The organism is Pseudomonas sp. 8209, assembly GCF_028682105.1.
Taxonomy (GTDB): domain Bacteria; phylum Pseudomonadota; class Gammaproteobacteria; order Pseudomonadales; family Pseudomonadaceae; genus Aquipseudomonas; species Aquipseudomonas palmensis.
Map to the genome: position 1 here is coordinate 141,749 of NZ_JANIAH010000007.1, position 26,632 is coordinate 168,380.

Annotated in this window: 36 protein-coding genes, 1 tRNA gene and 2 pseudogenes; 15 read left to right on the forward strand and 24 right to left on the reverse strand. The window is 63.5% G+C overall.

Annotated features, from left to right (window positions below):
• Positions 1-18: 18 nt before the first annotated feature.
• Complete coding sequence (locus tag NP552_RS16940) at positions 19-1,167, reverse strand: serine hydrolase domain-containing protein (protein ID WP_058540374.1); 1,149 nt, start codon at positions 1,165-1,167, stop codon at positions 19-21.
• A gap of 170 nt (positions 1,168-1,337) precedes the next feature.
• Between NP552_RS16940 and NP552_RS25940 the strand changes: the two are divergent.
• A pseudogene (locus tag NP552_RS25940) lies at positions 1,338-1,529 on the forward strand (hypothetical protein); the annotation flags it as partial.
• Positions 1,530-1,658: 129 nt separating this feature from the next.
• Here NP552_RS25940 and NP552_RS16950 read toward each other — a convergent pair.
• From NP552_RS16950 to NP552_RS16965, 4 genes are all read right to left on the reverse strand, one after another.
• The gene (locus NP552_RS16950) at positions 1,659-1,985 is read right to left on the reverse strand and encodes a DUF2388 domain-containing protein (RefSeq protein ID WP_043861709.1); all 327 of its coding nucleotides are present in this window, start codon (positions 1,983-1,985) and stop codon (positions 1,659-1,661) included.
• Between the two features lie 25 nt (positions 1,986-2,010).
• The gene (locus NP552_RS16955; RefSeq protein WP_043861710.1) at positions 2,011-2,343 is read right to left on the reverse strand and encodes a hypothetical protein; all 333 of its coding nucleotides are present in this window, start codon (positions 2,341-2,343) and stop codon (positions 2,011-2,013) included.
• A 155-nt stretch (positions 2,344-2,498) separates the two neighbouring features.
• Positions 2,499-2,753, reverse strand: coding sequence for a hypothetical protein (locus NP552_RS16960; RefSeq protein WP_058540372.1), 255 nt, complete (start codon positions 2,751-2,753; stop codon positions 2,499-2,501).
• A 46-nt stretch (positions 2,754-2,799) separates the two neighbouring features.
• The gene (locus NP552_RS16965; RefSeq protein ID WP_058540371.1) at positions 2,800-3,234 is read right to left on the reverse strand and encodes a GNAT family N-acetyltransferase; all 435 of its coding nucleotides are present in this window, start codon (positions 3,232-3,234) and stop codon (positions 2,800-2,802) included.
• A 130-nt stretch (positions 3,235-3,364) separates the two neighbouring features.
• On the opposite strand from NP552_RS16965, the gene NP552_RS16970 reads away from it, so the two are divergent.
• On the forward strand, positions 3,365-3,787 hold the full coding sequence (locus tag NP552_RS16970; RefSeq protein WP_058540370.1) for a hypothetical protein: 423 nt from the start codon (positions 3,365-3,367) through the stop codon (positions 3,785-3,787).
• 31 nt (positions 3,788-3,818) lie between these two features.
• Here the strand turns inward: NP552_RS16970 and NP552_RS16975 are convergent, their stop codons facing one another.
• On the reverse strand, positions 3,819-4,226 hold the full coding sequence (locus tag NP552_RS16975; RefSeq protein WP_043861714.1) for a hypothetical protein: 408 nt from the start codon (positions 4,224-4,226) through the stop codon (positions 3,819-3,821).
• Positions 4,227-4,864: 638 nt separating this feature from the next.
• Between NP552_RS16975 and NP552_RS26120 the strand changes: the two are divergent.
• The 3 genes and pseudogenes from NP552_RS26120 to NP552_RS16990 form a co-directional block, all read left to right on the forward strand.
• Positions 4,865-5,140, forward strand: a pseudogene (locus tag NP552_RS26120) (methyl-accepting chemotaxis protein); the annotation flags it as partial.
• A 45-nt stretch (positions 5,141-5,185) separates the two neighbouring features.
• The gene (locus NP552_RS16985) at positions 5,186-5,536 is read left to right on the forward strand and encodes a CZB domain-containing protein (protein ID WP_256213296.1); all 351 of its coding nucleotides are present in this window, start codon (positions 5,186-5,188) and stop codon (positions 5,534-5,536) included.
• Between the two features lie 78 nt (positions 5,537-5,614).
• Positions 5,615-5,911: a hypothetical protein gene (locus tag NP552_RS16990; protein ID WP_043861715.1), complete on the forward strand. Its 297-nt coding sequence runs from the start codon at positions 5,615-5,617 to the stop codon at positions 5,909-5,911.
• A 71-nt stretch (positions 5,912-5,982) separates the two neighbouring features.
• On the opposite strand, the gene NP552_RS16995 is transcribed toward NP552_RS16990, so the two are convergent.
• Entirely contained in the window at positions 5,983-6,384 is a 402-nt protein-coding gene (locus NP552_RS16995; protein ID WP_043861716.1) for a glycine zipper domain-containing protein, read from the reverse strand.
• Between the two features lie 168 nt (positions 6,385-6,552).
• Between NP552_RS16995 and NP552_RS17000 the strand changes: the two genes are divergently transcribed.
• The 3 genes from NP552_RS17000 to NP552_RS17010 all read left to right on the forward strand — a co-directional run bounded on the left by NP552_RS17000 (position 6,553) and on the right by NP552_RS17010 (position 7,912).
• The gene (locus NP552_RS17000) at positions 6,553-6,744 is read left to right on the forward strand and encodes a hypothetical protein (protein WP_043861717.1); all 192 of its coding nucleotides are present in this window, start codon (positions 6,553-6,555) and stop codon (positions 6,742-6,744) included.
• Positions 6,745-6,857: 113 nt separating this feature from the next.
• Positions 6,858-7,391, forward strand: a complete 534-nt coding sequence (locus NP552_RS17005) for a chalcone isomerase family protein (protein ID WP_078481844.1) — start codon at positions 6,858-6,860, stop codon at positions 7,389-7,391.
• Positions 7,388-7,912 (forward strand): DUF3833 domain-containing protein, encoded by a 525-nt coding sequence (locus NP552_RS17010; protein ID WP_043861719.1) that lies wholly within the window; start codon positions 7,388-7,390, stop codon positions 7,910-7,912. The genes NP552_RS17005 and NP552_RS17010 overlap by 4 nt, the downstream gene beginning before the upstream one ends.
• Here the strand turns inward: NP552_RS17010 and NP552_RS17015 are convergent.
• The 9 genes from NP552_RS17015 to NP552_RS17055 all read right to left on the reverse strand — a co-directional run bounded on the left by NP552_RS17015 (position 7,881) and on the right by NP552_RS17055 (position 14,221).
• Positions 7,881-8,381 carry a DUF2878 domain-containing protein gene (locus tag NP552_RS17015; RefSeq protein ID WP_058540367.1) on the reverse strand — a complete coding sequence of 167 codons (501 nt, stop codon included), beginning with the start codon at positions 8,379-8,381 and terminating at the stop codon, positions 7,881-7,883. The two genes, NP552_RS17010 and NP552_RS17015, sit on opposite strands and share 32 nt — an antisense overlap.
• A 26-nt stretch (positions 8,382-8,407) precedes the next feature.
• On the reverse strand, positions 8,408-9,679 hold the full coding sequence (locus NP552_RS17020) for an SAM-dependent methyltransferase (RefSeq protein WP_058540366.1): 1,272 nt from the start codon (positions 9,677-9,679) through the stop codon (positions 8,408-8,410).
• Positions 9,666-10,481: a DUF1365 domain-containing protein gene (locus NP552_RS17025; protein ID WP_229590219.1), complete on the reverse strand. Its 816-nt coding sequence runs from the start codon at positions 10,479-10,481 to the stop codon at positions 9,666-9,668. Before NP552_RS17025 ends, NP552_RS17020 begins: the two co-directional genes overlap by 14 nt.
• A complete protein-coding gene (locus NP552_RS17030; RefSeq protein WP_196932824.1) occupies positions 10,478-11,725 on the reverse strand; it encodes an NAD(P)/FAD-dependent oxidoreductase in 1,248 nt (415 codons plus the stop codon). Before NP552_RS17030 ends, NP552_RS17025 begins: the two co-directional genes overlap by 4 nt.
• Complete coding sequence (locus tag NP552_RS17035; RefSeq protein ID WP_043861724.1) at positions 11,722-12,486, reverse strand: SDR family NAD(P)-dependent oxidoreductase; 765 nt, start codon at positions 12,484-12,486, stop codon at positions 11,722-11,724. The genes NP552_RS17030 and NP552_RS17035 overlap by 4 nt, the downstream gene beginning before the upstream one ends.
• Complete coding sequence (locus NP552_RS17040; RefSeq protein WP_116053648.1) at positions 12,483-12,905, reverse strand: nuclear transport factor 2 family protein; 423 nt, start codon at positions 12,903-12,905, stop codon at positions 12,483-12,485. The genes NP552_RS17035 and NP552_RS17040 overlap by 4 nt, the downstream gene beginning before the upstream one ends.
• Positions 12,906-13,113: 208 nt before the next feature.
• A tRNA-Leu gene (locus NP552_RS17045) sits at positions 13,114-13,198 on the reverse strand.
• 109 nt (positions 13,199-13,307) lie between these two features.
• Entirely contained in the window at positions 13,308-14,012 is a 705-nt protein-coding gene (locus tag NP552_RS17050) for a YoaK family protein (RefSeq protein WP_043861726.1), read from the reverse strand.
• Positions 14,013-14,026: 14 nt separating this feature from the next.
• Positions 14,027-14,221 (reverse strand): hypothetical protein, encoded by a 195-nt coding sequence (locus NP552_RS17055; protein WP_043861727.1) that lies wholly within the window; start codon positions 14,219-14,221, stop codon positions 14,027-14,029.
• Positions 14,222-14,490: 269 nt separating this feature from the next.
• On the opposite strand from NP552_RS17055, the gene NP552_RS17060 reads away from it, so the two are divergent.
• Genes NP552_RS17060 through NP552_RS17070 form a run of 3 tightly spaced genes read left to right on the forward strand, consistent with a single transcriptional unit; the run spans position 14,491 to position 17,516 of the window.
• Entirely contained in the window at positions 14,491-15,654 is a 1,164-nt protein-coding gene (locus NP552_RS17060) for a two-component system sensor histidine kinase NtrB (protein ID WP_054914300.1), read from the forward strand.
• A 4-nt stretch (positions 15,655-15,658) separates the two neighbouring features.
• A complete protein-coding gene (locus tag NP552_RS17065) occupies positions 15,659-17,104 on the forward strand; it encodes an ATPase domain-containing protein (RefSeq protein ID WP_043861729.1) in 1,446 nt (481 codons plus the stop codon).
• 19 nt (positions 17,105-17,123) lie between these two features.
• Positions 17,124-17,516 (forward strand): response regulator, encoded by a 393-nt coding sequence (locus NP552_RS17070; protein ID WP_054914301.1) that lies wholly within the window; start codon positions 17,124-17,126, stop codon positions 17,514-17,516.
• Positions 17,517-17,564: 48 nt separating this feature from the next.
• On the opposite strand, the gene csrA is transcribed toward NP552_RS17070, so the two are convergent.
• The 8 genes from csrA to NP552_RS17110 all read right to left on the reverse strand — a co-directional run bounded on the left by csrA (position 17,565) and on the right by NP552_RS17110 (position 23,354).
• Complete coding sequence (gene csrA / locus NP552_RS17075) at positions 17,565-17,762, reverse strand: carbon storage regulator CsrA (RefSeq protein ID WP_043861731.1); 198 nt, start codon at positions 17,760-17,762, stop codon at positions 17,565-17,567.
• Positions 17,763-18,098: 336 nt separating this feature from the next.
• Entirely contained in the window at positions 18,099-19,115 is a 1,017-nt protein-coding gene (locus NP552_RS17080) for a DNA topoisomerase IB (protein WP_274096946.1), read from the reverse strand.
• 52 nt (positions 19,116-19,167) lie between these two features.
• The gene (gene modC, locus NP552_RS17085; protein WP_078481840.1) at positions 19,168-20,256 is read right to left on the reverse strand and encodes a molybdenum ABC transporter ATP-binding protein; all 1,089 of its coding nucleotides are present in this window, start codon (positions 20,254-20,256) and stop codon (positions 19,168-19,170) included.
• A 3-nt stretch (positions 20,257-20,259) separates the two neighbouring features.
• Positions 20,260-20,940, reverse strand: a complete 681-nt coding sequence (gene modB / locus NP552_RS17090; RefSeq protein WP_274096947.1) for a molybdate ABC transporter permease subunit — start codon at positions 20,938-20,940, stop codon at positions 20,260-20,262.
• Complete coding sequence (gene modA / locus NP552_RS17095) at positions 20,940-21,698, reverse strand: molybdate ABC transporter substrate-binding protein (RefSeq protein WP_274096948.1); 759 nt, start codon at positions 21,696-21,698, stop codon at positions 20,940-20,942. The genes modB and modA overlap by 1 nt, the downstream gene beginning before the upstream one ends.
• A 78-nt stretch (positions 21,699-21,776) precedes the next feature.
• A complete protein-coding gene (locus tag NP552_RS17100) occupies positions 21,777-22,850 on the reverse strand; it encodes an NAD(P)H-dependent flavin oxidoreductase (RefSeq protein WP_274096949.1) in 1,074 nt (357 codons plus the stop codon).
• A 26-nt stretch (positions 22,851-22,876) separates the two neighbouring features.
• Entirely contained in the window at positions 22,877-23,047 is a 171-nt protein-coding gene (locus NP552_RS17105) for a hypothetical protein (protein WP_088514404.1), read from the reverse strand.
• Between the two features lie 4 nt (positions 23,048-23,051).
• Positions 23,052-23,354: a DUF1883 domain-containing protein gene (locus NP552_RS17110; protein ID WP_043861737.1), complete on the reverse strand. Its 303-nt coding sequence runs from the start codon at positions 23,352-23,354 to the stop codon at positions 23,052-23,054.
• A gap of 155 nt (positions 23,355-23,509) precedes the next feature.
• Between NP552_RS17110 and NP552_RS17115 the strand changes: the two genes are divergently transcribed.
• From NP552_RS17115 to galU, 4 genes are all read left to right on the forward strand, one after another.
• On the forward strand, positions 23,510-23,863 hold the full coding sequence (locus NP552_RS17115; RefSeq protein ID WP_043861738.1) for a hypothetical protein: 354 nt from the start codon (positions 23,510-23,512) through the stop codon (positions 23,861-23,863).
• 146 nt (positions 23,864-24,009) lie between these two features.
• Entirely contained in the window at positions 24,010-24,660 is a 651-nt protein-coding gene (locus NP552_RS17120; RefSeq protein ID WP_100632575.1) for a c-type cytochrome, read from the forward strand.
• Positions 24,661-24,722: 62 nt separating this feature from the next.
• Positions 24,723-25,571, forward strand: a complete 849-nt coding sequence (locus tag NP552_RS17125; RefSeq protein WP_370409331.1) for a c-type cytochrome — start codon at positions 24,723-24,725, stop codon at positions 25,569-25,571.
• A gap of 195 nt (positions 25,572-25,766) precedes the next feature.
• Positions 25,767-26,606: a UTP--glucose-1-phosphate uridylyltransferase GalU gene (gene galU / locus NP552_RS17130; protein ID WP_043861741.1), complete on the forward strand. Its 840-nt coding sequence runs from the start codon at positions 25,767-25,769 to the stop codon at positions 26,604-26,606.
• Positions 26,607-26,632 lie beyond the last annotated feature (26 nt).

A 26,632-nucleotide genomic window follows, 5' to 3' on the forward strand; every position in this document is an offset into this window, starting at 1 on the left:
AAGCGCTGGCACGATGCGTCACTCAACCGCTGCGAAGGCAAGTGCCGCAAGCGTTCTGGCGCGAGGGTCCATCAGCACATGGCTGCCCATGGTGGTGGTCACGAAACCAAAGCTCATCTCCCGGTCTGGGTCTGCGAACGCCACCGGCCCGCCCAGCCCAACATGACCGAATGCCTGCGGCCCCATGCAATAGGACGCGTCAGGGTCGGCGGCATGTTCCATCATGCAACCCAGGCCATAGCGCATGGGGCGCCGCAGGGTCTGGTCGAACCCTGCACTTTGCTCTGTGCCGAACGCCTTCAACAGTTGTGGCCCCAACAACTTGCCTTGCAGCAGGGCACTGTAGAAGCCCGCCAGGCCATGGGCGTTGCCATGGCTGCAGACGCCCGGCTGGTGGTAGCCCCACCAGCGCGGATTACCCGTACGGGTGGGTGAAAGGCTGGGGTTGGTGAATGCCAGGGTCGCCACATGCGCAGGCTCATTGAGGATGAGGGTGCGCAGGTCCTGTGCGAACCGGTCACCCACTCGGCCGGGCGCATGCTCGAAGTGAGCGATACGCTTGAACTGATCGGCAGGCACGCCCAGGAACACATCCAGCGCATGGGGTTCGAGGATCTCCTGGTGTATGAAAACCCCGGCGTCGCGACCGTCCACGCGGCGGATCAGCTCACCGATGATCCAGCCATAGGTGGTCGCGCCGTACCCCACCTGTGTGCCTGGCGACCACCACGGCTGTTCGTCTGCTGTCACCTGGGCCATGTGGTTCCAGTCGTACATGTGGGGCGTGCGATCCGGCAGGCGCAGCGCAGGCAAGCCGCTGGTATGGCTCAACACCTGGCGAAGGGTGATTCGTTCTTTGCCGTGTCGAACGAATTCAGGCCAGTGTTTGGCCACGGGATCATCCAGACCCAGTCGGCCCCGTTCCACCAGCATGAGTACCGCCACAGCGGTGATCGGCTTGATGGTGCAATAGGCGTTGACCAGGGTATCGCGCTGCCAGGGTGCATGGCCGTGCGCATCCTTCACGCCGCCCCAGATGTCTACGACGGTCTTGCCGCCGACCTGTATGCAGACACCGCCACCGCGCTCGTGGGGCTCATCCAGGATGGCGGCGAAGGCTTGGCGGACCGGTTCAAAAGCAGCGTCACATCGTCCTTGTACCTGCATCTCATTGACTCCATTCGATCGAGCGCTGAACTCTAGCCCGTACTGCGCGGTGGGGGTGCCGGTGCCCTGCGCTTGTGCGCACCGTTCGTCCAGTGCCCGGCACTCCCACACCCTGCGAGGCTTCTCACGCTTATGCGCGGGCATCCCGTGCAGCAGCCTGGAGAAGCACCATGGACATCGACGAGAACGCACCTGGCAACAGGTCACAGCAGGGCGTTACGCGCACCACCGACAACGAAACCGGTCACGATCCAAGGCGCGAGGCGCCAGAGGTGCCACTGCCGCCTGACGACGAAGCGGCGGTCGAAGAAGACATGACCGATGTGGAGGCCGGCAACTCGGTACTGAGCGAGCATCCCGAGGCAGGAAACCACAGTCGCGACGACCACCCGCATGCGGGCTCGCCATTGCGCGAGCAGGGCGATGAGAGAAAGGCGACGCGCGACGTGCCTGCGAGCGATCCTGAGTCCGGTGCCTGAACCCTCGCCTGGTCAGTAGGTGGCGGTGATCGCCTGAGCCAGCTGCCGATCTGTCATCAAAGGTGGCCGGGCGGTCGCACGATAATGCCGAGACGCCTGCTCGAACTGTGCGCCGCGTATCTGGCCATCCGAGCCAACGAAGGCCAGCGCATCGCTTCTGGCCGACTTGAACAGATCGGGCGCATTGAAGGTCAGCGCGGTGGTGCCCGCCACCAGGATGCTCGGCACGAACGTGGTGTACATCAGCGCCTTGTCGAACGGATTGGCGTTTTCGGCAGCCGCAGCGTGGCTGCTGGCCAGGACAAGCAGGGCGGCGCCCAGGGCGTTCCATACGGTCATTTGCGGTTCCATTGCACCGGGTGGCTTAGCGTGATCTCAGGCTTCGATGCAGGCTCAGCACGCCCTTGTCGTCGAACAGAAAGATGATCTGGTTGCCCACGTTGTCCTGGCAGATGACGCCTTCATTCTGGCTGTCGACGATGCCCTGGCATGCCATGTTCGACACGTAGGGGCGCAGTTGGCACTTGAGCGTCTTGCCATCTTCGATCACCAGTTGGTGGTTGGGCGAGATGCTCTGCGGGTCTGGGGCCGGGCAAGTGCCCTGGCCCCAGTCGATGCCTTGATGATTGGGCTGATGATTGGGCTGGGTGGTGCAGCCGGCCAGCAGCACCAGGGGCAACAGGTACTTGCACTTCATGGTCACGGGTCCTGGTAGTTGCATCATTGTTGCATTAGCGCTGCAGACTACAGGGTGAGGGTTTTCATTACCCTGCGCTGAGTCTCGTTTTGAAAGATTCGCCCGGGCGATGCCAGTGCTGCGCCGGGGCGGTGCCGCCATCGATGGGGAGTTCGCTAGCGCGCGGGCTCACCGTCGGCCAGCCCTCTGGCCAGGTCCACGGCTGCGGTAATGGCGGCCCTGGCCTGGGGGCTGTTCTTCCAGCAGGTCGAGCCCAATGCGGCAGATGCCTGGGCAAGGATGTCAGTGACATCCGATCTGCCCAGCTCGGCCAGGGAATCGATGCCCATCTGCTCGAGCCGGGAGATGACGGTGGGGCCTACGCCCTTGAGCGCCAGCAGGGCAGTACGTTCTGTCGGGGAAAATGCCATCGATGAAATCCTTTTCTGTTCTGTAGAAGCCTGGCGACAAGCCCGCTCAACGCATGAACTTCACGAACACCAGTTCCGGGTCGCCCGGGTCGAGGTTTTCGATTGTCCCGCTGTGTTGATAGCCCAGCTGTGCCAGGAGTTGGCGCATCGGCAGGTTGGAGGTGTTGGTGGATGTGAACACCTTCTGCGCCGAGGCGACTCGCTCCAGGTGTGTCATCAGCTGGCGGCCGACACCGGTGCGCCTGGATGCATCTGAAACGACCACCAGGGGAATGAAGTACTCACCGAAAAAGCTTCGGTCCAGGCAACCATAACCCAAGGGGGTGGCGGCGTCGTTCGCTTTGCAGGCAATCCAGCACTCACGTGCGCGGATGGCCTGCGCAAGCTGCTCGCGGCGGCGTTCATCGTTGCGTGCAACAGCGTCAATGCCTGTCAGGTGGTGGATGTCTTCTGCCAGGGCTTGCCTGATGGATAGGCTCATGGTCTTGCCTTGTCGATTTGATGCCGCGAAGTGTACTTCAGGGACACTGAATCCATAAAAGTCGCGATATACGCAACTTGGCGCTACAGTGCCGAATAGTCCCGTCATGGTCTGAACAAGGAAGTTTGCGATGATAGCGAAGTTGATGGTCACCGTTGGTATCGTGTTTTACGCCGTCGTGGTACCGATCCTCGAAATCAATGATACCCACGTCTTCAATCAGGCCTGGGAGCCACACGCGCGCCTGCATGAAACCTGGCAGCTCTTCACCAATACCGCCATTGGTGCGTACAGCGTCTGGCTGGTGTGGGGGCGCGATAACCTGAGGCTGGCGAGCCTGCTGACCCTGTTCGTCACCGGCGGGTTCCTGATGGCGTACTGGCTGCGCGATGGCTACGGCGGCTCGATGGTACTCACAGACGGTTCGGAGAAGATGATCCTGGGCGTCAACCTTGGTCTTTTTGCCTACGCGCTGGCCATTCTGCTGGCGGGGCTTGCGGTCGCCCTCGAGCGGCGCAGGCCCGATAGGTCGCTGGAGGCTGACCAGCGCTAAGCCGATGACCAAGGGGGGATGAAGGGGCGCGTCACCCCGCCTGCCGTTCCCGCCGCAGCGTATGCCACAACAGGGCGGCCGACAGCAGGCCGGGCATCATGAAGATGTACACGAGCTGCGGGAACTTGTGAGTGAAGCCGGCCAGCACGCCGCCCCATATCAGCGTGACTGCCACGCCGCAGATCAGCAGGCGGCGGTTGGGTACCACCGGTATTTCAGCCATCGACAGCAGGTAGATCTTCCAGCACGACCAGAGGCCGAACAACGAAATCGACATCAGGCCCATGGCTATGGGTATCGCGAACAGCGGTTGCTCACTGATGACCAACATCGGGAAGAAAAAACCGATGCACCCGGCAATGAACAGCAGCGTCAGGGGCATCAGGCCCAGTACGGCAGCCAGGGTGAGGCCCATTCGAAAGGTTGTGAGTTTGTCCATACAGCTACCTGCGACAACGAAGAGAAAACACTGCAGTCCACGCACTGTGCCATGGCCATGGGCATTTTCAAGGACGCGAAAAACGCGATGTAGACGCTCTGGGCAGTGCGCAAGGGGCCAATTCATGCATGATGGCTGATTGATGTCAATGTTACCTCCCTGCTGCGCCTTTAAAATCGAGGCACATATCGATAGGCGTTGCGTGCCGGGGAGTTGTGGCAATGTTTGGTGGAAAGTGGCGAGAACAGGTCAACGCACAGGCGCGTGAGTTGCAGGAGCTGAAGCAGCAGAATCTGGCGCTCCAGCAGGAAAACCAGCAACTGACCGATTTGCTGGCGCAAACCCAGGGTGAGCAGGCCGAGCTCAATGCCTACAGCCGTTACCAATGTGATCTGCACAGCAAGATGGGCATGTTCGACGAGTCGATGAAGCAGACCCGTGATGGGGTGGTCAGCCAGGCCGAAACCCTGCGCGGGGAGGTCGACCACCTCAAGGCCAACAGCGGCGTGTTCAGCGAGACGTCCGAACTGCTTTCGTCGTTCTCCACCTCGCTCACGCACATGGCCGGTCAAGGCGTGAGCAGTGTCGAGAGCGTGACCCACCTGCAGGCGCGGGTCAGCGAAATCAGCAGCATCGTGGGCTTGATCAAGGCCATTTCAGACCAGACCAACCTGCTGGCACTCAACGCCGCCATCGAGGCGGCGCGGGCCGGTGAGCAGGGGCGCGGGTTTGCGGTGGTGGCCGACGAGGTACGGGCCCTGGCCCAGCGCACCCACCAGGCCACCCAGGACATCAGCGTGCTGGTGGACGCCATCAATGTCGATACCACGGCGGCGAGCAACTCGATCGGCAACCTCTCCAATGAAGCCACGCGCCTGGCTGGCGACGTGTCGACCTCGGCGCAGACCCTGGACGAAATGGTGGTGATGGGGGACCACATGACCACCCTGATCGAGAACATGGCGCTCAGTTCGTTCTGCGAGGCGGTCAAGCTCGACCACCTGTTGTTCAAGCTGATGGTGTACCTGCGCCTGTTCAATCAGGACCCGAACCTTGAGCTGTCGGACCACAAGCATTGCCGCCTGGGCAAGTGGTACCTGATGCCGGAAACCCAGCAGATCTACCAGCACGACCGGGCATTCGCCCAGCTCGACGACCCTCACCGTATCTGCCATGAATCGGCCAGCCATGCGCTGCACCAGGCGCAGCACAAGGACTGGAGCGCGGTGGTGGCCTCGCTGGACAGCATGGAGACCGCCAGCCTCAAGGTGAACCAGGTGCTGCAGGCGCTCGCCCATCGCGGCGATTGATCGACAGTTGCAGGCACCGGCGCGAGGGAGCAAAAGTGGTAGGATCCGTGCGATCGGATCGGGTAAAGGGAGTGCCGCATGGTTGGGGAGCTGGATGAGCGCGACGTCGCGCGTCGTTTCTGCGTTGTCTGTGCAGTCATCATTGCGGCGGTTGGTCTCTGTGCTTCCCTGTACTGCCTGTTGAGCCCGGCCAGCATGTTCCCCTCGCTGGGCCCGGTGCTGGCGATCTTCGCGCTGGCACTGACCAACCTGCTGTGCCTGCCACTGGTGTTTGCCTATTGGCTGTTGGCGTTCCGGCCTGATGGTGCTCGGGTGTTGCTGATCGTGCAGGGCATCGCAATGGCGGCATTTGTGCTGTGGTACAGCGTGGTTTGACTGCAACTGTGCTGCAATGCAAAACGCAAACGTCCGGCACATGGCCGGACGTTTGCGTAGTGGCAGGCGACTTAACGGTGGCGGTGCTTGCGCTTGTGCTTGCTGGCGCTGTGCCTGTTGTCATCTGCCAGATGATTGCCCACCGCGCCCCCGGCCGCGCCGCCCAGGCCGGCGCCGACGGTCGAACCGGTGGAGCCGCCCAGCGCATTGCCGATCAGTGAGCCGCCAGCCGACCCCAGGCCACCGCCCACGGCGGCTTGGGTGCGGTTGCCCTTGCGCGCACCAGCCGCGCTACCTGCAGCGCCACCCAGCCCGGCACCGATGGCGGCGCCGGTGCTGCCGCCGATCTGCTGGCCAACGACATTGCCCAGTGCGCCGCCCAGCCCGCCACCGATGGCGGTGGTGCCGTCGCCGGCAACGGCAGTCAGGGGCAGCAGGATACCCAGGGCGAGGGTAGGCAGGGTGAAACGCATGATGTGAACCTCAGGTACTTGATCTGCAAGATGATTTTTTGGTGCTGTTCAGACCGCGCGCTGAAGGTTTGGTTTCCCGTCGCGCCATTTAAAAACGTGGTGCGCCCTTGCGAGGCTTCGCGGGCCTCGGCGAAGATGGCCGATTGGCTTTTGCACAGTGAGGTTGATATGGCGCAGTACAAGACCGTTGGCGAGCTGGTGGCAGCCTTGTCGCGGCTTCCACAGGATGCACGGGTGGTGGTTCAGGGTGGCCTGGGCCTGAAGGACATCAGCCTGTTCGGGGCAGGGCAGGTCCAGATCGAGTTCAAGGAGCAGATCATCGACTCCTCGCCGTCGTGGGTAGTGTTCGTCAAGCAGTGACTTCTGCAGGCTGTGCTAGCGTGTACAGATACGGCAATTAACTTGTACATAAAATTTTCCATGTGCAAGTATCGCCGCAACCCCCCGCCCAAGGGCCTGCCAGGGAGTACCGCATGCGACCGCCACCCATCGCGCTGTGCAGGCTGCTGTTGCTGATCGGTGTGCTGGCCTGCGGTTACGCCCAGGCGGGGTGGCGGGCCGACCTGCCGGATGCGCTTCTGGTAGGCAGTGCTGAATTCAGGACCTGGGGCCTGGATATCTATACGGCGCGATTGTGGGCCCCCGGTGCACGCTTGAACGAGGGCGATGGCTTCGCCCTCGAGATCACCTACCGGCGCGCGGTCAGTCGCGAGCGGTTGGTCAAGGTCAGCCTCGAGGAGATCCAGCGTCTGTCTGCCACCCCGCTGACGGCAGCGCAACGGGACCAGTGGCAGGCGCAGATGCAGCAGGCGTTCGTGGATGTCGAGGCGGGTATGCGCATCACGGGCGTGTACGTTCCCGGGCTTGGCTGTCGCTTCTATGTGGGGGAGCGCCTGCAGCACGAAGTGCGTGACCAGGCATTCGCCCGTGCGTTCTTCGCCATCTGGCTGGACCCTCGCAGCCGCTACCCCGACTTGCGTCGGCAACTCCTTGGAGCTTCCCCATGAAAGCCTGGTACCTGTTGGTGTTCCTGCTGCTGGCCGGCTGCGGCAATGTCGATGTCGAGGCTTACCGCAACCAGTCACCGGCGTTCGACCTGCGCCAGTACTTCAACGGCCGCGTCGACGGCTGGGGCATCGTGCAGAAGCGTTCCGGCGAGGTCATCAAGCGTTTTCACGTGCTGATCGAAGGGCGCAGCGAAGGCGATAACGTGGTGCTGAACGAGCACTTCACCTACAGCGACGGCACCCGGCAGCAACGCACCTGGACCATTCGCCCGGACGGCCCGGGACGTTGGCGCGGCACGGCCGGGGATGTGGTGGAAGAGGCGCGCGGGCAGAACGCCGGTTTCGCCTTGCGCTGGCAGTACGTGCTCGACGTACCGGTGGACGGCAAGACCTGGGCCATCCGCTTCGACGACTGGATGTACCTGCTGGACGATAACACCCTGGCCAACCGCTCCTACATGACCAAGTTCGGCATCGAAGTCGGGCAGGTCACCTTGTTCTTTCGCAAGCAGGTGCAGTAGGCCGGCCGAGACGGTGCAGCACCGGCAGCAGCAAGGCCCACACGGCGGCAAGCACCAGCAGGCTCGGCCAGGTGCCCAATGGCAGCCCGGCACCGGCAAGCTGCACACCGCCCCAGTAGGACAACGGGCCGCCCACCGCCCCCAGCAGGCTGGCCCGCCACCAGGGGTTGGCGGTCCAGTGCAGGCTGTGGCGCAAGGTGCAGGCGAACACCGGCCACAGCAACAGCAGCCAGAACGGCGGCAGCCAGCGATGACCGCCAAACTCGAACACCCCGAGCGCCAGCAGCAGGCTGTCGGTCAGCCAGCCGCACAGGCTGACGGCGACGATCAGGCGTACCTCGCCGGGCCTGGCCAGGCAGCTCAGGTGCGTCACCAGGCAGGCCACTGCCACTGCCAGCAAGGCGGGGTGGCGAGCACCCAGCACGCAGGCGAACCAGCCAAGCTGAAACAGCAGCGCATTGCCCAGCACCGGTGCCCAATGCGCTGTCCGCCGGTTCAGCCTGGTTGCCCCAGCAGCGGTGCGGGCCGTGCGCCGGCCTTGGCCAGCAACAGCTGGGCGGTGCCGATGGCACGCTCCAGAAAGCCCCCCTCGCAGTAGCACAGGTAGAACTCCCACAAGCGGTAGAACGTGTCGTCATAACCCAACGCCTGCAACGGCTGGCGCGCCTGCTGCAGGTTCTGGTGCCAGCAACGCAGGGTGCGCGCATAGTGCAGGCCGAATTCTTCCATGTGGTGCAGGTTCAGATCGGTGTCGCGGCCCATCACCTGCAGCATCACCCCTACCGAAGGCAGGGCGCCGCCCGGAAAGATGTAGCGCTGGATGAAGTCGACCGAGCGGCACGCCTGTGCGTAGCGCTGTTCGCGGATGGTGATGCTCTGCAGCAGCATCAGGCCATCGGGCTTGAGCAGCCGCGCGCATTGCCTGAAGTAGCTGCTGAGGTAGCGATGGCCGACAGCTTCGATCATCTCGATGGATACCAGCTTGTCGTACTGGCCCTGCAGGTCGCGGTAATCCTCCAGCAGCAGGGTGATGCGGTCCTGCAGGCCGGCTTCGTCGATGCGCCGACGGGCATAGGCGAACTGTTCGGCCGACACCGTGGTGGTGGTTACCCGGCAGCCGTGGTGGCGTGCCGCGTAAATGGCCAGGCCGCCCCAGCCGGTGCCGATCTCCAGCAGGTGATCGTCGCGGGTGAGGGCGAGCTTCTGGCAGATGCGCTGCAACTTGTAGTGCTGGGCCTGTTCCAGGGTATCGTCGGCCCCCTGAAACATGGCCGCCGAGTACATCATGCTCGGGTCCAGCAGGCGCTCGAACAGTTCGTTGCCCAGGTCGTAATGGGCGGCGATGTTGCGTCTGGCGCCGCGCCGGGTATTGCGGTTGAGCCAGTGCAGGCCATGCAGCAGCGGGCGCCCCAGGCGTGCCAGCCCGCCTTCCAGGCCGTCGAGTACCTCCAGGTTCGCCACCAGCACGCGGACCACGGCGGTGAGGTCCGGGCTGGTCCAGTAGCCGTGGACGTAGGCTTCGCCTGCGCCAATCGAGCCGTTGCTGGCCACCAGGCCCCATAGTGCGTCGTCCACTACCTGGACATGCCCTTGCAGGCTCGCGCCGGCGTTGCCGAAGTGGTGCACCACATTGGCTTCGATGACCACCAGTGCGCCGTGGCGCAGGCGTTCGAGCTGGCGCAGCACAGCGCGCCGCAGCAGCATCACGCCGATGCCGTTGCCGGCGGACGCGAAGCGTTTTGCCGGGATTGCCTCAGGGCTCTTCATGGGGGGTGTCCTTTGCGCTGTCGGGTGCATTGATCGGTTTGGCTCGCCGCCAGGTGCCCCGGGCGGCGAAGTGGTCGAACAGGCGATGACGCTTGAGCAGCAGGCGCAACGCCTGCCAATGGATGGCCAGCAGGGTCTTGGCGGTCATCCACGGGAAGCTCAGCAGGTGCCGGTGCAGGCTGCGTCGGTCCAGGTCGATGCGCGCCAGGTTCAGCACGGCGCTGAACACCCGGGTGTGTGCCTGCCAGTCCTCCATGCGCACACGGATACGTGCTGCAGGTGTGCAGAAGTGCATGCGGTATTCCAGGTCGGCGGGCAGGAACGGCGACACATGAAACGCCTTGGCCACGCTGAAGTTCCACGGCCCCGGGCCGTCGGCGGGCAACACGTAGTGAAAGCGTTCGCGCCAGGGCGTGTTGGTGACCTCGCAGAGAATCGCAGCCAGACGCCCGTCACCTTCAAAACAGTAGAAAAAGCTCACCGGGTTGAAGGCCAGGCCCCAACTGCGGGGTTGGGTCAGTACGCACACCGGCCCTTGGGGGCGGTGGTGCAGCACCTGTTCGAGCAGGTCCAGCACGGCGCTCTTGAGGGGCGTGCCCTGGTGAGTGGCGGCTGGCAGATAGTCCCGCTCGTCGAAGGCAAAGGCGCTCCACCGGCCCCTGCCGGCCAGCCTCGACAGCGCTGGCAGCTGCGCCTGCTCGTCCAGGTCCAGGTACAGCAGGCCGATGCGGTAGGCAAAGCCGAAATCCCCCCTGGCGGGGCGGCGGTGGCTGACCCAGCCCTGGTAGAGAGCGCTGTTCACAACTGCTCACCAAATTGGGCGGCCACGCGCAGCGCGCTGACCACGCCGTCTTCATGAAAGCCGTTGCCCCAGTACGCGCCGCAGTAGTAGCTGTGTCGGGCACCGCACAGTTCGGCGTGACGCGCCTGGGCCCGTACCCCGGCAAGGCTGAACTGCGGGTGGGCATAGGTGTAGCGGCCAAGGACCTTGCCGGGGTCGATGGCGCCGGTCTGGTTGAGGCTCACGCAGAAGGTCTGCGGGGCATCGATGCCCTGCAGAATGTTCATGTTGTAGGTGACGGCGGCCGGCTGGGACTGCGAGCCGCCGAGGCGGTAGTTCCAGCTGGCCCAGGCCAAGGGGCGACGCGGCAGCAGGCGGGTGTCGGTGTGCAGGACCACGTCGTTGTCGGCATAGTGCAGCGCGCCAAGAATCTCGCGCTCGGCCTGGCTGGGATCATGCAGCATCAGCAGCGCTTGGTCGCTGTGGCAGGCGAACACCACCTTGTCGTAACGCTCCATGCCTGCTCGGCTGAACAGGCTGACACCGTCGGCATCGCGGGTCACGCCCAGTACAGGGCAGTTGAGGCGAATGCGTTCGGCAAACGGTGCGCACAGCGGGGCCAGGTAACTGCGCGAGCCACCTTCCACTACCCGCCATTGCGGGCGGTCGTTGACCGACAGCAGCCCGTGGTGCTTGAAGAAACGCACGAAAAACTGCAGCGGGAAGCCCAGCATCTGCGCCAGCGGCATCGACCAGATGGCGGCCCCCATCGGCACGATGTAGTGGTCGATGAAGCGCTCGCCGTAGCCGTTCATGTACAGGTAGTCGCCCAATGAAAGGGTGTCGTTGACTCGCTGCTGCTCCAGGTCGTTCAGGGCCTGGCGATTGAAGCGCAGGATGTCGTAGAGCATGCCCCAGAAGGGCGGCGACAACAGGTTGCGGCGCTGCGCAAAGAGGCTGTTGAGGGTGTTGCCGTTGTACTCGTGGGCGGTCTGCGGGTCGTGGACCGAAAAGCTCATTTCGGTAGGGCGCGAGGCGATGCCCAGCTGATCGAGCAGGCGGATGAAGTTGGGGTAGGTCCAGTCGTTGAACACGATGAACCCGGTATCCACCGCGTAGTGTCGCTCGCCAAGCTGCACGTCGACGGTATGGGTGTGCCCGCCAATCCGGTCACTGGACTCGTACAGCGTGATGGCGTGCTGGCGCTGCAGCAGGTGGGCGCAGGTAAGCCCGGCGATACCGCTGCCGATGATGGCTATCTTCATGGGTGGGGTTCCTGACGCAGTGGCCGTGACAGGTGCTTGCCCAGTGCCAGTTGCAGGCTCACCGGCAGCAGCGCGACCAGGCGCAGGCCGGCGATGAACAGGAGCGGAAAGGCAATGGTGTACGGGCGCTTGTGCAGGCGCCGGGCAATATGGCGTGCGGCCTTTTCGGCGGGCCAGCACAGCGGCATGGGGAAGTCGTTGCGCCGGGTCAGCGGGGTGTCGACGAAGCCCGGGCTGACCAGCGTCACGGCAATGCCTTCGCGGGCCAGGTCGATGCGCAGCGATTCGAACAGGTAGCGCACCGCGGCCTTGGAGGCGCCATAGGCACCGGCGCGGGGCAGCGCCAGAAAGGTCACGGCGCTGGCCACGGCCACCAGGTGCGGCTGTCGGCCCTGGCGCAGCAGGGGCAGGGCAGCCTCCACGCAGTGGCTGGCACTGAACAGGTTGGAAGCCACCACGCGCTCGACCATGGCGGCTTCGAAGGCTTCGCTGTCCAGGTACTCACAGGTGCCAGCGTTGAGTATCACCTGGTCCAGGCCACCCCAGGCCTGGGCGATCTGCTGGGCGATCGCGCGCACCTGGTCACCCTCGCGAAGGTCGCCCGGTACCACCAGTACCTGGTCGGGGTAGCGCTGCGCCAATGCCTGCAAGGGCTGGACATTGCGCGCGCTGACCGCCAGGCGATGCCCCTGGGCCAGCAGCAGGGGGGCCAGTGCCGCACCAATGCCGCTGCTGGCGCCGGTCAGCCAGATGCGTCTCATGCCAGCCTCCGCTTGAGCCAACCGATCACGCTGCCCATCACCGGCAGGTGCTCGTACAGCAGCGCCCCGGCGTCGAAGTAGTCATGGTGCAGGTAGACCTTGTCGCGCCACATCAGGTGCGAGCAACCCTGTACCTGAACCGGGCGCCCACCGTTCAGGCGCGCATGCCGGTAGTGCAGGGTCCAGCGCAGGTAGCCCTTCCCGTCGTTGACCTGGTCATAACCGTGGAACTCGAAGCGCACCTGATCGACGTTGGCGTACAGCTGAGCGAAATAATCCTGCAGCGCGGCCATGCCGTGGATCTGATGCAGCGGGTCGCGGAACTGGACATCGTCGCTGTACAACTCGCGCAGCACACCCAGGTTGTGCGCGTCGATCGCGCAGAATCGCTCTGCAAAGCGTTTGAGATACTCGGACATTGCCTGCACCCATGACCATTGTGGTCATTTAGTTGTACATGAGTTGTTATTTGTACAAGATATTTGCAGGTTAGAGGGAAATTTGTACAAGTCAATTCATCCCTGCAGATTTTGCTGCAGGGAGATGGACGCAGGGGCAGGGGCAAGGCGAGGGAGAACGCAGGACGCAGAAAGCAGAAAAGCGCCCCAAGGGGCGCTTTTCAGAAGATGGTGCGAGTGGCGGGACTCGAACCCGCAAGGCTCACGCCGGCAGATTTTAAGTCTGCTGTGTATACCAATTCCACCACACTCGCACGGATCATCCGGCTGCAAGGTCAGGCACAGGGTGTGTGCGACACTTTACCTTCCGGATCAAGGCGGCTTTATAACTCATCGTTATATTCGAGTCAACTCGCGCACCCGCTACTTTGCCATGTAACGCCGCAGCCAGCGGCGGGGAATCAGCAGTGACACGATGGCCAGCGCCAAGGCGAAGCCACCGCAGGCCATCAGCGCCGCCAGGCCGTAGCGGTGCTCCAGCAGCCCGCCCAGCACTGCGCCGCCGAACATGCCGGACCACGGCACCAGTTGCACGCGCCAGCCCGGACGCCGCTCCCCCATCAGCCAGCGGCCCAGGCCGCGGCCAAAGCGCGACAGGGCGCCGGTTACATAGGTCAGCCCGATGGGCAGCCCGTTCACCTCTTCGACCGCCGCATTGAGCATGCCCATGGCGATGATCGCGCCCAGCAGCGCCGGCAACTGCGCCTGCGCGCCCCACAGGCCTGCCCCCAGCAGCAGTGCCGCCGACAGGGCGAGCAGCGGCCATGCTCGCTTGGCGCTCAGGCGGGCGATGATCACCCCCAGCGCGTTGCCGGCAATGAAGGCGCCGATCAGCAGGGCCAGGCGGGCCACCAGTGCCCAGTGCGCATCGCCCAGGGCGACGGCCATGCGCGTGGTGTTGCCGCTCATGAAAGAAACGAAATCGCCGGTGGCGAGAAAGCCGATGGCGTCGGTCATGCCCGCCAGCACCGACAGGGCGGCGACGAAAAACAACCCGACGCGGCCCCGGCGCTTGTAGACGAGGGTAGTCAGCGGCCCGCGTTGGCCCTGTGGGCGCTCTGGCAGCATGGGCGTCTCCGGGGCTAGGGTTCGATGCGGTCGGCCACGCTGCGCAACTGGTCGATCGATGCCTGCAGCCCATTGATGCTGCGCTGCACTTCCAGGGCATCCTGCGGGTGGGCCGAGTGCTGCAGGTAGCGCGCATGCCCGGCCATTTCGCGCGCGATCTGCTCCAGATCAGCGGCGGTGTGCTCCAGGTCATCGTGAATGCCTTTCATCCTTGCATCTGTGGTCAACGTCCTTCCCCCGGTTGCGCTTGCACCTGTGGACTATAACAAGTTGCCCCCCGGCCCGGAACGATTTCCCCGGGCACTGCCCGGATAGCTGAGCACCCGTTGACACCGGGCAATCACTGCGCCACTGTTCCGCCAGTGATTTATCGTTCACGTCCTGCAGGTCGATACGACTGTTTCGAAATTACGGAATTGCAGAGGCACCCGGTTGTCTACCTTCTCATTGTCCTCACTGCGGTGCCTGCGGGTTTGCCATGGATTCTTCCCAGCGCTCTGACCTTCAAACCATGCACGCCAGCCGCTATGAGCAGTTGGTGCAGACCGTTGCGGACTACGCCATCTATATGCTCGACCTCGAGGGCCATGTGGTTTCGTGGAACCTGGGGGCCCAGCGCATCAAGGGCTACAACGCCGACGAGGTCATCGGTCGGCACTTCTCGATGTTCTTCACGCCGCAGGATTGCGCCGAAGGCCGGCCTGGCTGGTTGCTCAATCGTGCGCTGAGCACCGGCGGGGCACAGGACGAAGGCTGGCGCATGCGCAAGGACGGCACGCAGTTCTGGGCCCTGGCGGCACTGGATGTGATTCGGGACGAGCAGGGCGAGGTGGTCGGGCTGGCGAAAATCACCCGCGACATCACCGATCGTCGGGAAGCCGCATTACAGTTGGACGCCATGCGTGCGCAGCTGTTCCAGTCGCAGAAGCTGGAAGCCCTCGGCCAGCTTACCGGGGGCATGGCCCACGATTTCAACAATCTGCTCACGATCATCATCGGCTCGGCCAAGCTGGCCATGACCTCTCGCGACCCGCAGCGTACCGAGCGCCTGTTGCAGCATATCGTCGATGCCGGCGAACGCGGCAGCCAGGTGACCCAGCAGTTGCTCGGGTTTGCCCGGCGCAAGGTGCAGAGCACAAGCCGGGTCGATGTGGCGCAGTTGGTCCGGGCGAGCCAGGCGTTGCTGTCCCAGGCGCTGCCCAAGGGCATCGAATTGCTGGTGGATATCCAGGGCGAGGTATCGGATATCGAGGTGGACAGCGGCCAGTTGCAGATGGTGCTGCTCAACCTGATCTTCAACGCCCGTGACGCCATGGATGCCGAGGGGCGCATCGAACTGGTTGCACGCAACCAGGTGCTGCAGGGGGAGTGGGACGGGCTGGTTGGCGATCATGTGCTCATCAGCGTGCGCGACCCCGGACGTGGTATCGATGCTGCGGTGTTGCCGCGCATCTTCGAACCGTTTTTCACCACCAAGAGTTTTGGCAAGGGAACCGGCCTGGGGTTGAGCCAGGCCTACGGTTTTGCCAAGCAGAGCAACGGTTGCATCAGGGTCGAGAGCGAAAGCGGTCGCGGCACCTGCATGACCCTGTGCCTGCCGGCATGGCAGCCACCCCAGCCCGACAACCTTCAAAGCGAGTGAACCTATCGTGGAGCAGCTCAAGCGTCTTGCTACAGGCATCGAAGGTCTGGACGACCTGCTCAAGGGCGGCCTTGTGGCCGGCTCGTCCTATATCGTCCAGGGTCGCCCGGGCTCGGGCAAGACCATCCTGGCCAACCAGTTGGCGTTCAACCATGTGGCCACGGGCGGGCGGGTGCTGGTGGCGACGCTGCTGAGCGAGTCCCATGAGCGTCTGTTCCAGTACCTGTCCACCCTGAGCTTTTTCGACCCTGCGCTGGTGGGCAACCAGCTGCAGTTCGTCAGTGCCTTCGATACCCTCGAAAGCGAGGGGCTGGAGGCGGTGGTCAAGCTGCTGCGCGGTGAAATCGGCCGCCAGGGCGCCTCCCTGCTGATTGTCGACGGCCTGCTCAATGCACGTTCACGCGCCGAAAACGTGCTCGACACCAAGAAGTTCATTTCAGAGCTGCAAGGCCATGCCGCGTTTGCCGGCTGCACCTTGCTGCTGCTTACCAGTTCGCGCCTGGATGACGGCAGCCCGGAACACACCATGGTCGATGGCGTCATCGAGCTGGGCGAGGACCTGTACGGCGCACGTTCGGTGCGACGCATCCAGTTGCGCAAGACCCGCGGCAGCGGGGCGCTGTCCGGGGTACACGAATGCGAGATCACCGAGCAGGGGCTGAAGGTGTATCCGCGCCTCGAAGCACTCTACAGCCACCCCTCCAGCCCGGGCAGCGAGGTGTTGACCCGCGTCGGCACGGGCCTGGCCAGTCTCGATGGCTTGCTGGGCGGGGGCTTTCCCAGCGCTTCGGTCTCGCTGGCGATGGGGCCGTCGGGCATTGGCAAGACGTCCCTGGGCCTGAGTTTTCTGGCCGGTGCCACAGTGGCCGAGCCGGGCCTGCATTTCGGCTTCTACGAGACCCCGCAGCGCTTGCGCATCAAGGCCAGGGCCATCGGTATCGATCTGCCGGCACTGGAGAAAAGCGGGGCGGTGCACCTGGCCTGGCAGCCCACTACCGAAGGGTTGCTCGATGGCGTGGGCGCCCGTTTGCTCAGCCATGTACGCAAGCACCGCATCAAACGGGTGCTGATCGACAGCCTGGGCGCGTTTGCCCGGCTCGCCACCAACCAGGGGCGGCTCAACGAGTTCTTCCGTGCGCTGATGGGCGAGCTGCGTGCCGAGGATGTGACGGTGTTGGCGACCTGGGAGATGCGCGACCTGTTCGGCTCTGAAATCAACGCACCCGCGTCGGAGCTGTCGTCGATCGTCGACAACCTGTTCCTGATGCGTTTCGTCGAGCTGGACGCCGAGCTCAAACGCTTGCTGTCGATCCTCAAGGTGCGCGACAGTGAATACGATCCGGCCCTGCTGGAGCTGGTCATCCGTTCGACAGGCATCGAGCTCGACAAGGCGTTCGTTCAGGCGAGCGCGGTGATGTCGGGCACCGCTTCATCGGCGCAAGGGGCATGAAAGCCCTGGGCTGGCAGCCATGAGCACGATTCTGGTCGTGGACGACGAGTATGTGATCGCCGATATCCTGGGGTATGCCCTGGAGGACGCCGGCTACAAGGTCGAGAAGGCGCCCAATGGCAAGACGGCCCTGGACGTGCTGGAGAAGGTGCGAATCGACCTGGTCATCACCGACTACATGATGCCGATAATGAATGGCGAGGAGTTGGCCAAAGCGATTCGCAGCAATGCGCAGTTTGCGGACCTACCGGTCATTCTCATGAGCGGGGCCCAGGCAAGTATCGGCAAAGCCATACCTGACCTGTTTTCTGCAGTGTTCGACAAGCCGTTCGATACTGCCAGCATGGTGGCCAGGGTCAGGGCATTCATCGGTGTGGCGGAGGCCGGGCGGGATACGCCAGAGCTTCAGTGAACCGTGTTGCCGGGACCAAGCGCATCCGTGCGACTCGATTAGCCCTGGTTACTGATGATCATCCCCCTTCTCCGGCGCCGGGCTGCCGGCTTGAATGCGCTTGTAAATCTCTTCACGGTGCACCTGGACATCTTTGGGTGCATCGATGCCGATCCTCACTTGCATCCCCTTGACCCCTAGAATGGTGACCTTGATGTCATCATTGATGACGATGCTTTCGCCAACTTTGCGGGTGAGTATCAGCATGTACTTCTCCTTGGTAACTTTGAATGCCTTGCAGGCGGTAGCTGCACAGGCCGGGTGTGCGCGGTGGCACAGCCGTCTTTCCCTTCATTAAAGACGCATTCGATGGAAATTAATTCCCCGAGCACAAGATTCTGTTGAGGTCTTTAGTCACAGGTTCCGATTGGGCAGATGGGCAATTACGCACAACCGGTATCGCCCATGGACGCAAGCATAGGGGGCTTCAACGCATATGGGAAATTTCTCTGCCTGATGGGGGATATGTCTTTTTTCTATGGAACGGCGGCGTTTAAAAAGTAGGGTTATTTAATGTGCTAGTTAATGATTTTCATTCGTATCTCATGTATTCAATGTCATGAGAAAACGTGCCAGGGCCACCTCGGCCAGCTCCATGCGCTGGCGCGCCCGTGGCCGGGGCAGCGCGTGGAGCTCGCCCAGCACGAAGCGCTCCAGCAGCGCCGGGTGCACATAGCTGCGCCGGCATACGGCGGGGGTATTGCCCAGTCGCGACGCCACCTGCTTGAGCATGGCCACGATCTGTCGGCGCGCTTCGGTTTCCGGTTGCCATTGCAGCTCGCGCAGCAACTCCAGCGCCAGCGCGCTGCCGGCCCAGGTGCGATAGTCCTTGGCGGTGAAGTCGGCACCGGTCAATTGCTGCAGGTAGGCGTTCACGTCTGCCGAACCGACGGTGTGACATTGCCCCAACTCGTCCTGCCACTGGAACAGGTCCTGGCCCGGCAATTCCAGGCAGCGTTTGACGATGCGTGCCAGGCGACGGTCCTTGAGGGTCACCTGGTGCTCGATGCCGCTCTTGCCGCGAAAGCGAAACCGTATCGCGCTGCCTTCGACCTGCACATGGCGAGTGCGCAGCGTGGTCAGCCCGTAGGAGCGGTTGTCGCGGGCATACTGACGGTTGCCCACGCGGATCAGCGTGTTGTCGAGCAGGCTGACCACCAGTGCCATGACCTTTTCGCGGTCCAGGCCGGGCCGCGCCAGGTGTTCGTCGAGTTGCTTGCGCAGCCTCGGCAGGCGTTTGGCGAAGGCCAGCATGCGGTCGTACTTGTGGCTGTCGCGCAGTTCGCGCCAGTCGGGGTGATAGCGGTACTGCTTGCGACCACGTGCGTCGCGTCCGGTGGCTTGCAGGTGGCCGCGCGGGTCGGCGCAGATCCATACATCGGTATAGGCCGGCGGTATGGCCAGCGCCTTGATGCGGGCCAGGGTATCCGGTGCGGTGATGCGCTGGCCGTGCGCGTCGAAATAGGCGAAGTGCTTGCGCAGCAGGCGCCGATGGAAACCGGGGCGGCTGTCATCCACGTAATGCAGGCCACTGGGCAAAGGGGGCAGGTCGACACTCATGCTGGGCGCTCGCGTAGGGGCTCTGACGATGGACAGCAGCCGTTCGCGCAAGTTAGCCCAGCAATGCCACCGATTTTATCTGCGCCCACAACTGCTGGCCTTCGTGCAGCCCCAGCTGGTCGCTCGAGTAGCGCGTCACCCGCGCCAGCAGGGCTGTGCCATCGGCGTCCAGGCTCACCAGCATCTGCGCCGGGTTGTCACCGGCGCGCAACGCGCACACGCGCACCGGCAGGCGGTTGAGAATGCTCGAACGGCTGTCGTCGGCCAGGCTCAGGCTCACGTCGCGTGCCTGGACCTTGACCCGCAGGCGCGCCCCCGGGGCCAGCGCCTCGTGGGTGAGGCGCAACCTGAGGTCGCTGCCCGGCAGTTTCAGGTCCAGCAACTGGTAGGCCGCGTCGTGGGCGTCCACCTCGCCCTCGATGACCACCCCGGCGTCCTCCTGCAGGGCCAGCGGCAGGTCCAGGCGGGCCAGGGTCTGGCTGATCGGCCCGCTGGCCTGCACCTTGCCCTGTTCGAGCAGCACCAGGTGATCGGCCAGGCGCGCCACTTCGTCCTGCGCATGGCTGACGTAGATCAGCGGGATCTGCAACTGGTCGTGCAGGCGCTCCAGGTACGGTAGGATCTCGCGTTTGCGCGGGCCGTCCAGGGCTGCCAGGGGTTCGTCCATCAGCAGCACCTTGGGGCTGGTGAGCAGCGCACGGGCGATCCCCACGCGCTGTCGTTCACCGCCCGACAGGGTGTCCGGCTTGCGCGCGAGCAGGTGGCTGATGCCCAGCAGCTCGCAGGCGTGCTCCAGGCCGACCTGGCGCTGGTGCTGGGCGATGCGTCGCCAGCCGAAGATCAGGTTGTTCTTCACGCTCAGGTGGGGGAACAGGCTGGCTTCCTGGAACACGTAGCCGATGGGGCGCTGGTGGGGCGGCATGAAGTACTGGCGTGCGGAATCCTGCCAGACCTCGCCATTGACCTCGATGTAGGCCTGGTCGGCCCGCTCCAGGCCTGCCAAGCAGCGCAGGCAGGTGGTCTTGCCCGAGCCCGAATGGCCGAACAGGGCGCTGACACCGCGCCCGGGCAGTTGCAGGTCGACATCCAGCCGGAAATCGTCGAAGGCCACCTGCAACCGGGCCTGGATCAATGCACTCATCGGTCAGCTCCAGGCCGGCTTGCCGCGGCGGCTGGCGTACAGCGCCAGCAGCACCAGGAACGAGAACACCAGCATGGCGCCGGCCAGCCAGTGGGCCTGCATGTACTCCATGGCCTCGACATGGTCGAAGATCTGCACGGAAACCACGCGGGTCTTGTCGGGAATATTGCCGCCGATCATCAGCACCACGCCGAACTCGCCGACGGTGTGGGCAAAGCCCAGGATGCTCGCGGTAATGAAGCCAGGGAGGGCCAGGGGCAGCACCACGCTGAAAAAACAGTCCCACGGGCTGGCGCGCAAGGTGGCAGCCACCTCCAGCGGGCGCTCGCCAATGGCGCTGAACGCGTTTTGCAGCGGTTGCACCACGAACGGCATCGAGTACACCACCGACCCGATCACCAGGCCTGTGAAACTGAACACCACGGTGCCCAGGCCCAGCGCCTGGGTGGCCTGGCCAAGCCAGCCGTGGGGGCCCAGGGCGATCAGCAGATAGAAGCCGATCACCGTGGGCGGCAACACCAGGGGCAGGGCCACGATCGCCCCGATCGGCCCGCGCAGCCAGGAGCGCGTGCGCGCCAGCCACCAGGCGATCGGGGTGCCGATCAGCAGCAGGATCAGGGTAGTCAGCGACGCTAGCTTGAACGTCAGCCAGATGGCGCCCAGGTCGCCGGCGTCCAGTGGCATCAGAGTTCGTAGCCGTACGACTTGATCACTTCAGCGGCCTTGGGGCCCTTGAGGTAATCGACCAGCGCCTTGGCGGCGGCGTTGTCCTTGCCCTTGTTGAGAATCACAGCGTCCTGTTTGATCGGGTCGTGCAGGTCGGCTGGCACGATCCAGGCCGAGCCGTTGCTGACCTTGCCGTCCTTGTAGATCTGCGACAGGGCCACGAAGCCCAGCTCGGCGTTGCCGGTGGAAACGAACTGGAACGCCTGGGTGATGTTCTGGCCTTCGACCAACTTGCCCTTGGTGGTCTCGGCCAGGTTCAGCTTGGCCAGTACCTGCGTGGCGGCCAGGCCGTAGGGCGCGGCCTTGGGGTTGGCGATGGACAGGTGCTTGTAGTCGTTTTTCTTCAGGACTTCGCCCTTGTCATCCACATAGCCCGCTTTGGGCGACCACAGCGCGAGGGTGCCGATGGCGTAGGTAAAGCGCGAGCCCTTGACGGTTTCGCCTTCGTTCTCGAGTTTTTCGGGGGTGGTGTCGTCGGCCGACAGGAACACCTCGAAGGGCGCGCCATTCTTGATCTGCGCGTAGAACTGCCCGGTAGCGCCGAAGGAGGCGACCAGCTTGTGGCCGGTGTCCTTTTCGAAATCCTTGGCAATAGCCTGGATGGGCGCGGTGAAGTTGGCCGCGACGGCCACCTGGACTTCATCGGCCCAGGCGCTGTTGAGGGTCAGCATGCCGAATACGGCGGTCAGGGCAAAACGAGGGGCGCGCATTCTCATCAAACAGCTCCATGTGCATGAGGTAATCGTTATGCATTGGAATATATAGCGATTGCCCGACAAACGGAAAGATCTGTTTTACCGTGACATCAATGCCAGCGCCTTTTCTGCCAGTTGGCGCGTCAGTTCGGCTGCCGGCAGGGCTTGGCCAAGGCGCAGCGCCTGGCCGGCCCACAGGTTGCTGAAATCGCTGTTGCCCTGCGGCTCGCTGATGGCGCGAAGGGGCATCAAGGCGCCGCCGGCCAGGGGGAAGGCAGGGGCCAGGGGGCTCATCGGGCCCAACTCACGCATGATGCGGGTATTGATGCCGCGTGCCGGGCGCCCGGTAAACAGGTTGGTGAGCGCGGTATCGCTGGCCTGTGCGCTGTGCAGTGCCTGGCGATGCGCGGCCGACACCTTGGCCTCGGGGCAGAACAGGTAGGCGGTGCCCACCTGAACGGCCGAGGCGCCCAGTGCGAAGGCCGCCACAACACCGCGGGCATCGCCGATGCCGCCAGCCGCGATCACCGGCACCTTGACTGCATCGGCCACCTGGGGCACCAGCGCCAGGGTGCCGATCTGGGTGGTGAGGTCATCGCTCAGGAACATGCCGCGGTGCCCACCTGCTTCATAGCCCATGGCGATGATCGCGTCGCAGCCATGGGCTTCGAGCCAGCGTGCTTCCTCGACCGTGGTGGCACTGGACAGTACCTTGGCCCCGCTGGCCTTGACCCGCACCAGCAGCTCGGGCGCGGGCAGGCCGAAGTGAAAGCTCACCACTGCAGGCTTGCAGTCTTCCACCAAGGCACAGCCCGCTTCGTCGAAGGGCGCGCGATTGGAGACCGGGGTGGTGGCGCCGAAGTCGGCACCCACTTCTTCGTAGTACGGCTTGAGTGCCTGCTTCCAGCGGATTGCACGTTCGCCATCGGTGGCGGGTGGCCGATGGCAGAAGAAATTGAGGTTGAGCGGGCCGCGACTGGCCTGGCTGAAGGTCGCGATCTCCTGGCGTATCTGCTCGGGGGTGAGCATCGCGCATGGCAGCGAGCCCAGCCCCCCGGCGTTACTGACCGCGATGGCCATGGCCGACCCCGTGGCGCCCGCCATCGGTGCCTGGATGATGGGCAACTCGATACCGAGCAGGTCGAGGATACGTGGGTCCGGCCATTGGCTCATCGCGGGGCTCCTTGTGTGGGCGTGGGTTACAGCGCCTTGCTTACCTTGATGTCGGTGATCTTGCTGAAGTCTTCGCCGTGCAGTTTGCGCAAGGCTTCCTCGACCTGCTGTGGCGCCGTGCTGCTGAGCACGGCGAAGTCGAAACGACGCTCGCCGTCGAGGTTGTACTTGATGACGTACTTGATGTTTTCGCTCATGGGGTTATCTCAGCTTCGACGACGAACGGCGGATGATCTTGATCGTGTGGGTGAAGGTCGGCTTGCTTACGGCCGACAGGGCACGCGGGCCGACGGTGTCGATGGTGATGTTCCAGAAGCCGTCGCTGGGCACGGTGATCTTCGCCGGGAAGTCGACGAAGGCGCCGCCGTGATAGGTATGCCGGCCGCCATTCTTGAAGCTGCGGAAGTTGGCATCGTTCATCAGGCGGATATTGCAGCGCTGGGAGCAGTGGATGACGACGATGTCGTCTTCATTGAGGTGCTCGCGCTGGTGTACGAATTTCATGTCGCTCTCCGCAAGGGATCTTTTGGCAAATCAAAACGATAGCACGATGTCGGGTTACACTGTGGGGCTGAGTGCCAAGGCCAGAGATAAAACTGCCAATCCAGGGAGCAAATCGGCCTGGCCATGGTCCAACGGTTTTTTATGGAGGGGTACCGATGAAATGGGTTGTACCAGCGCTGGCAGTTGCGCTGACCGGTTGTGCCAATGTAGCCGAAATCGAACAGAGCCCCGAGACCATGAGCGTGATCTCGGGCAAGTCGCCACGCGAGTTTGCCACCTGCGTTCAGCAAAAACTGGCTGATAGCCGTGGCCCGCTGACCATCGAGGAGCGGGGTAGCGGCCTGCGCGTTGTGGTTCCGCAGAAGCTCTCGGACAAGTCCCCGGCTGCAGTGCTGGAGATCAGCGAGCGCTCGAGTGGCAGCGCGGTCAAGTTGCATGAGCGGTTGAGCAATTTTCCCCTGCGCCCGGGGGATGTCAAAGCGGCTGTGAGCGTGTGCATCTCCAAGTGACGGCGTGAGCCGCGTTTAAACGATTCAGTGGTTGTCCCTGCATTTTTCTGTGCCTGCCCGCGTTGTAGCGCTGGCCGGATAGGCCTAGTATCGGTAGGCTTATATTTTATAAGTCTAAGCTTATAACAAGAAAAATGGAGTCCGTGATGATCCCACTGGATCGAATCCTGATAGGCAGCCTGCTGTTGCTTTCAATGCAAGCCGCCACTGCCGCCGATGGCCAGAAGATATTCACCCAGGGAGGGGAGAACCCCTCTGCCATGGCCTGCATGAGCTGCCATGGCCCCGATGGCCTGGGCATGGCCGCCGCCGGCTTCCCACGCCTGGCCGGCCTGCCGGCCGCCTATGTGAGCAAACAGCTCAAGGACTTTCGTGACGGCAGCCGCAAGCAGCCGATCATGGAGCCGCTGGCCAAGGCCCTGAGCGACGCCGAGATCAGCGCCATCAGCGCCACGCTGGCGGCAATGCCGGTACCGCCCACCCCTGATACCCGTCGCCAGCAGATGGCAACCGACCCGGTCGAGTCGCTGGCGCTTTACGGCGACTGGAGCCGAGGCATCCCCGGGTGCGTGCAATGTCACGGGCCGGGTGGTGTGGGGGTAGGCGAGCACTTTCCGCCATTGGCCCACCAGCCTGCCAGCTACCTGGCCGGGCAACTTGACGCATGGCGCGACGGCCGGCGCAGCAACGACCCTAACCAGTTGATGGTCGGTGTCGCCAAAGCCCTGACCGATACCGAGGTCAAGGCGCTGGCTGAATACTTTGCCACCCGCGCCAGCCAGGAGGCCGCTCAATGAATCGCTTGCTACTCACTACCCTGACCCTGTTCATGGGCGGCGTTCAGGCGGCCCCGATCGCCATGGAAGACCAGTCGCAACTGAAGGTGGCGCCGGCCAGCACGCCGGCCAGCTTCAAGCCCCCCGCCGAAAGCGAGTTGCCCGACAACGCCTTTGGCAAGATGGTGCGCGACGGCTATGCGCTGTTCGTCGACACCAAGCGCCTGGCCCCCGAGTATGTGGGCAACGGCCTTAACTGCAGCAACTGCCACCTGGATCAGGGGCGGCTGGCGCATTCGGCGCCGCTGTGGGGGGCTTACCCGATGTACCCTGCCTATCGCAAGAAAAACGACAAGGTCAACACCTTTGCCGAGCGTATCCAGGGCTGCTTCCAGTTCAGCATGAACGGCAAGCCGCCGGCGGCCGACAGCCCCGAGATGACGGCGTTGTCGGTGTATGCCTACTGGCTGGCGAGCAAGGCACCGATCGGCGTCGAGACACCGGGGCGTGGCTACCCGGAGGTCGACAAGCCTGCGCAGGGCTATGACATCAAGCGCGGTGCCCAGGTGTATCAGCAGCAGTGCGCCATCTGCCACGGCGACAGCGGCCAGGGCCAGAAGGTGGCCAAGGACTATGTGATGCCACCGCTGTGGGGCAAGGACTCCTACAACTGGGGTGCCGGCATGCACCGCATCAACACGGCGGCCTCGTTCATCAAGCACAACATGCCGCTGGGCAAGCCAGGCACGCTGACCGACCAGCAGGCCTGGGACGTGGCGGCCTTCATCAACGCGCATGAGCGCCCTCAGGACCCGCGCCTGGTCGAAGGCTCGGTGGAAAAAACCCGGCTCAAGTTCCACGCCAATGACGGCGTCAACCTCTACGGCCAGAAGGTCGATGGGGTGCTGATCGGGCAGGGCACAGGCGGCTAGAACGCTCGCCCATCCGCGTATCCAGGCCTGCCTGCGGGCCTGGATACGCGGATTATTTGCAACCTGCGGGAACTATCTACACTGAGTTTTTCTCTATCATTCATTCGGCCGGGCCACGGGGGCATTGTAAGCGCATCGCCGCCTGATTAGACTGCGCCGAATTTCGTACTGCACAGCCCCTTGTTAAGGACGTTTATGATCAAGAAATGCTTGTTCCCGGCAGCCGGTTACGGCACCCGCTTCCTGCCAGCAACCAAAGCCATGCCAAAGGAAATGCTGCCAGTGGTGAACAAGCCACTGATCCAGTACGGCGTTGAAGAAGCGCTGGACGCTGGGTTGAACGAAATCTCCATTGTCACCGGCCGCGGCAAGCGCGCTCTGGAAGACCATTTCGACATCAGCTACGAGCTGGAAAACCAGATCAAGGGCACCGACAAGGAAAAGTACCTGGTCGGTATTCGTCGCCTGCTCGACGAGTGCTCGTTCTCCTACACCCGCCAGACCGAAATGAAAGGCCTGGGCCACGCGATCCTGACCGGTCGCCCGCTGATCGGTGACGAGCCGTTTGCCGTGGTGCTGGCCGACGACCTGTGCGTCAACCTCGATGGTGACGGCGTGCTCAAGCAGATGGTCAAGCTGTACAAGCAGTACCGCTGCACCATCGTTGCGATCATGGAAGTCGACCCGCAGGAAACCAGCAAGTACGGTGTGATCGCCGGCGACCTGATCGGCGACGACCTGTACCGTGTACGCAACATGGTCGAGAAGCCAAAGCCGGAAGACGCCCCGTCGAACCTGGCGATCATCGGCCGCTACATCATGACCCCGGACATCTTCAAGCTGATCGAAGAGACCGAGCCGGGCAAGGGCGGTGAAATCCAGATCACCGACGCCCTGATGAAGCAGGCCCAGGACGGCTGCGTGATTGCCTACAAGTTCAAGGGCAAGCGTTTCGACTGCGGTGGCGCCGAGGGTTACATCGACGCGACCAACTTCTGCTTCGAAAATTTCTACAAGACCGGCAAGGCCTACTGAGTTCACTCGGTCGGTTGCGTCACAAA